The sequence below is a fragment of the Massilia glaciei genome, from assembly GCF_003011895.2.
GTDB classification, from domain to species: domain Bacteria; phylum Pseudomonadota; class Gammaproteobacteria; order Burkholderiales; family Burkholderiaceae_D; genus Telluria_A; species Telluria_A glaciei.
Genome location: NZ_PXWF02000125.1, coordinates 1 through 6,168 on the forward strand (window position 1 = coordinate 1; position 6,168 = coordinate 6,168).

General features: G+C 69.6%; 1 protein-coding gene. It reads left to right on the forward strand.

Annotated features, from left to right (window positions below):
- Positions 1 to 6,168: Ig-like domain-containing protein (locus C7C56_RS28705; protein ID WP_106757209.1), on the forward strand; the 6,168-nt coding region annotated here is incomplete at both ends.

Sequence of the window (6,168 nt, forward strand, 5' to 3'; positions counted from 1 at the left end):
CCGGCCTGACCATCGGCGGCGGCGGCGGCGGCGCCGGCTACGACCGCAGTGGCGGCACGGGCGGCGGCGCCGCCGGCGCCATCTACAATTCGGGCGCGCTGACCATCATCGGGGCCTCGGCCATCACCAACAACATCGCCGCCGGCGGCGGCGGCGGCGCCGCCGGCGGCAGCGGCAACAACGCGGGGGTGGGCGGGCGCGCCGTGGGCGCGATCTGGAACGCCACCGGCGGCACGGTGAGCATGACGGCCGCCAGCTACGCGGCCATCGCCAACAACGTCGCCGTCAGCGGCAACGTCGGCGGCGTCAACAGCCTGGTTGGGGGCGCCAGCAACACCGCCCTCCCCGCGCAGGCGGCGGTGGCCAAAATCTACAACCAGAGCGGGGTCGCCACCAACGTCAACACCGCGCTTGTCGTGGCGCCGGTGGTCACCGACGCCAACGTCAGCATCTCCGGCGCCACCGGCACCGGCGGCGCCTACAAGATCGGCGACACCGTCACGGCGACCTGGAACAACGGCACAACCGGCGACAACAACACCGGCATCACCGCCGGCGGCGTGACGATGGACTTCAGCGCCTTCGGCGGAGGCTCGGCCGTCGTCACCACGCTAAGCGGCAGCACCTACAGCGCCACCTACACCATCACCGCCGGGGCGCTCGACGCCACCGGGCGCAATGTGAGCGTGTCGGCCAGCAACGGCACCACCACGACCACCGCCGACACCACCAACGCCACCGTCGACAACGTCGCGCCGGCCGTGAACGCGGCCAACATCACCATCTCCGGCGCCACCGGCACCAGCGGCGCCTACCGGATCGGCGACGTCGTCACCGCCACCTGGACCGACGGCAACACCGACACCATCAGCGGCGCGACGGCCGATTTCAGCGCTTTCGGCGGCGGCTCGGCCGTCGCCGCGAGCAAGGTCGGCGGCGTCTGGAGCGCGTCCTACACCATCGCGGCCGGCGCCGTCGACGGCACCGCCCGCAACGTCAGCTTCACGGCCACCGACAACGCCGGCAACGCCACCAACGCCGCCGGCACCAGCAACGCCACCGTCGACAACATCGCGCCGGTCGTGACCACCACCGACATCGTCCTTTCCGGCGCCACCGGCACCGGCGGCGCCTACAAGATCGGCGACACCGTCACGGCCAGCTGGACCGACAGCAACACCGACAGCATCGTCGCCGCGACGGTCAACTTCAGCCAGTTCGGCGGCGGCACGGCCGCCGCCACCCTGAGCGGCAGCACCTGGAGCGCGTCGCACACGATCACGGCCGCCAACATCGACACTGTCAACCGCAACGTCGCCGTCTCCGCCACCGACAACGCCGGCAATGTCACCACCAGGGTCGGCACCAGCAACGTGACGCTCGACCGGTTCGCGCCGGTCGTCACCGCGGCCAACATCGCGCTCACCTCGACCGGCAGCGGCAGCGGCGGCGCCTACCGGCCCGGAGACACCGTCAGCGCGACCTGGACCAACACCGGCGGCGACGCCAACACCGACACCCTCGCCGCCGTGACGTTCGACTTCAGCCGCTTCGGCGGCGGCATCGTCACGCCCACCCTCGCCGCCGGAGTCTACAGCGCAAGCTACGTCACCGTGGCCGGCATCACCGACGCCACCGACGGCGCCGTGATCGTCACCGCGACCGACAACGCGGGCAACGTCACCGGCACGCTCGACGACACCAGCGCCGTGGTCGACCTGCAGGCCCCGGTCGTCACCGACGCCAACCTGAGCATTTCCGGCGCCAGCGGCGCCGGCGGCACCTACGTGGCAGGCGACACCGTCACCGCCACCTGGAACAGCACCGCGGACGGCAACGGCGACACCCTCAGCGCCGTGACGGTCGACTTCAGCGCCTTCGGCGGCGGCGCGGCCGTGGCCGCGGCCGACAGCGGCGGCATCTGGACGGCGAGCTTCACGATCGAGGCCGGCGCCGGCGACGCGACCGGCCTGAACGTCTCGCTCAGCGCCACCGACAACGCGGGCAACACCACCACCGGCGCCGACTCGTCCAACGCGGCGCTCGACGCGTCGGCGCCGACGCTGGCCATCGTGGTCGCCCACGACGCCCTGACCGCCGGCGAAACCTCGCTCGTGACGTTCACGTTCTCCGAGCCCGTGAGCGGCTTCAGCAATGCCGACCTGAGCGTCGCCAACGGCACCCTGAGCGCGGTCACCAGCGTCGACGGCGGCACCACCTGGACCGCCACGCTCACGCCGGACGCGGGCGTGGCCAGCGCGACCAACCTGATCACGGTCAACAACGCCGCGTTGACCGACACCGCCGGCAACGCCGGCAGCGGCAGCACCGACTCGAACGCGTACTCGGTCATGACGGCCGGCATCACCGCGGCCATCGTGTTCAGCGACAACGCGTTGCTGGCCGGCGAGACCTCCTCCGTGACGATCACGTTCTCGGAGGCCGTGGTCGGCTTCGACAACGCCGACCTGACGGTCGAAAACGGCACGTTCGACGCCGTCACCTCGTCCGACGGCGGCACCACCTGGAACGCGACCCTCACGCCGACGCCCGGCTTGGTCGACGCGAGCAATGTGATCACGCTCGACCTGAGCGGCGTGACCGACGCGGGCAGCACCGCCGGCGTGGGCACCACCACGTCGGAAAATTACGCGATCGACACCGCTGTCGCGAGCGTGTCCATCGCGCTGGCCGACGACACACTGACGGCCGGCGGGAGCACCGTCGTCACGTTCACGTTCTCGGAGCCCGTGTCCGGCTTCGACAACGGCGACGTCACGGTCGAGAACGGCTTCCTCGACACCCTCGCCACGTCCGACGGCGGCACCACCTGGAGCGCCACCCTCACCGCTACGGCCAGCACCGACGCGCCGGCCAACATGATCAGTGTCGACAACGCGGGCTTCCAGAACGCGTCCGGCAACGCCGGCGCCGGCAGCACCACGGCCAGCTACGCGATCGACGTGACGGCGCCGACGGTGGACATCGCCTTCGACCGCACCACATTCGCCATTGGCGACACGGCCCAGGTGACCTTCACGTTCTCGGAGCCGGTCGTGTTCGGCAACAGCGCCGTGAGCGTCGACAACGGCAGCCTCTCGGACGTCTCGAGCGCCGACGGCGGCACCACCTGGAGCGCCACCTTCTCGCCGGCCTTCGGGGTCGAGGACGCGAGCGGCGTGCTGCTGGTCGACAACACCCTCTACGCCGACCTGGCCGGCAACGCCGGCAGCGGCACCACCACCTCGGCCAACTACGCGGTCGACACCGCGATGCCCACCGTCGGCATCGTCGTCGCCGACAGCGTTCTGACGGCCGGCGGGGCGAGCACCGTCACGTTCACGTTCTCGGAGGCCGTGACCGGCTTTTCGAACGCCAACGTGGCCGCCGACAACGCCACCATCGGCACCGTCGGCTCGCTCGACGGCGGCACCACCTGGACCGCCACGCTCACCCCGGACCAGGGCGTGGACGCGACGGGCAACGTGGTCAGCCTCACGATGGGCGCCGTGGCCGACCTGGCCGGCAACACCAGCAACTACGACGGCGCATACTACTCCGGAAATTACGTGGTCAGCACGGTGCGCCCGGGCGCCACCATCACGCTCGCCGACGACCTCTTGACGGCCGGCGAAAGCACGCTCGTGACGATCGCGTTCTCGGAGGCCGTGAGCGGCCTCGACGCCGGCGACCTGACCGCGAGCAACGGCACGCTCGACGGCCTCGCCACGGACGACGGCGGCCTGACCTGGACCGCCACCTACACCCCGAACGCGGGCGCGGACTCGGTGGACAACGCGATCATGCTCGACAACACCGGCGTGGCCGACGCCGACGGCAACACCGGCACCGGCACCACCTACTCGGCCGAGTTCACGATCGACCAGGCGGCGCCGACGGTCGTCATCACGCTCGCCGAGACCTTGCTCGCGGGCGGCGAGTCGATGCTGGTGACGTTCACCTTCTCGGAGGCGGTGACGGGCCTGGACATCGGCGACTTCACCGCCGAGAACGGCACGCTGTCGGAACTGACCAGCGGCGGCGAGGGCCGCACGTGGACCCTCAGTTTCACGGCCACCGCGGGCGTCGACGACACGGGCAACGTCATCACGCTCGACAACACCCTCTACACCGACAGCGCGGGCAACGCCGGCGGCGGCAGCAGCGCCTCCGGAAATTTCGAGATCGACAGCACGGCCCCGACCTTCACCATCGACGTCGCCGACGCCAGTTTACAGGCCGGCGAATCGACCCTCGTGACGATCACCTTCAACGAGCCGGCGACCTACTTCGACAACAGCCACATGGTGGTGCCGAACGGCACCCTCAGCACGCTCACCTCGGGCGACGGCGGCCTCACCTGGACCGCGACCTACACGCCCGACGCCGGCGTGAGCGACACGAGCAACGTGATCTCGCTCGACCGATTCTGGCCGGAGGACATGGCCGGCAACTACACCAGCCCGCAGGGCACGCAGATCGTCGATTCGAACAACTTCGCGATCGACACGGCGCCTCCGACCGCCACCATCACGCTCGACACCCGGATCCTCGCCGCCGGCGGCGCCTCGCTCGTGACGATCGCGTTCTCCGAAGTGGTCGCGGACTTCGACAACGGCGACCTGAGCGCCGCCAACGGCACCCTCGGCGCCGTCAGCTCAGGCGATGGCGGCCTGACCTGGACGGCCACCTTCACGCCCGACTCCGGCATCACCGTGGCCAGCAGCGTGATCACGCTCGACAATACTGGCGTGCTCGACCTCGCCGGCAATGCCGGCGGAGGCGCCACCATTTCCGAAGACTACGCGATCGACACCGAACGGCCAAGCGTGTCCATCACGCTCGACGACACCGACCTGATTGCCGGCGAGAGCGCGCTCGTCACGTTCACCTTCTCCGAGGTGGTGACCGGTTTCTCGAATGCCTCCGTGACGGTCGCCAACGGCACGCTCGATGCCGTCACCGCAGCCGGCGACGGCATCACCTGGACCGCGATCTTCACGCCGGACGACGGCATCACTGCGGCGAGCAACCTGATCACCGTCGACGAAACCGCGCAGGCGGACCTGTACGGCAACACCGGCGCGGCCACCTCCGTTTCGGGCAATTTCACGATCGACACCGAACGGCCGGACGTCGGCGTCACGGTGGGCGACACCGCGCTGCGCGCGGGCAAAACGACCACCGTCACGTTCACCTTCACGGAGCCGGTCACCGGCTTCTCGAACGCCAATGTGAGCATCGACAACGGCACGCTCGACAGCTTCGCCTCGCTCGACGGCGGCACCACCTGGACGGCGACCTTCACCCCGACCGCCGACATCGAAGCCAACAGCAACATCTCGTACGAGTTCAGCACCCTGTCCGACCTGGCCGGCAATGCCTCCAGCATCAGCTTCGGGAGCAGCGAGGGCTTCGCGATCGACACCTTGTTGCCGAGCGCGACCATCTTGGTCGCCGACGACGCGCTGGCGGCCGGCGAAAGCACGCAGGTCACCTTCACGTTCTCGGAGCCGGTGGCGGACCTTTCCAACAGCGCCATCAGCGTCACCAACGGCGTCCTCGGCGCCGCCACCTCAATCGACGGCGGCATCACCTGGAGTGCCACATTCACGCCGGACGCAGGCGTCACCGCGGGCGCCAACCTGATCACGCTCGACAACACGGCAGTGACCGATCTGGCCGGCAATCCTGGCCTGGGCGAAACCGATTCCAATTCGTTCGCGATCGACACCGCCGCGCCGATCGTCGCGATCACAATCGACGACAGCGCGCTGGCTGCTGGCGAAAGCGCGCTGGTCACCTTCACCTTTTCCGAGGCGGTCACCGGCTTCTCGAATTCGGCCATCAAGGTCGCCAACGGCACGCTCGACGCCGTCTCCTCGGTCGATGGCGGCACCACCTGGACCGCCACCTTCACGCCGACCGCCGGCGTCACCTCGGCCAGCAATGTGATCACGGTCGACAACACGCTTGTCGCCGACCTGATCGGCAACCCGGGCGACGGCGCGACCGCGTCGGCCAATTTCACGATCGACTCCGAACTTCCGACGGTCAGCATCGCGCTCGCCGACAGCGCCCTGAGCGCCGGCCAGAGCTCGCTCGTCACGTTCACCTTCTCGGAGCCGGTCACCGGCTTCTCAAACGCCAATGTCAGCATCGACAACG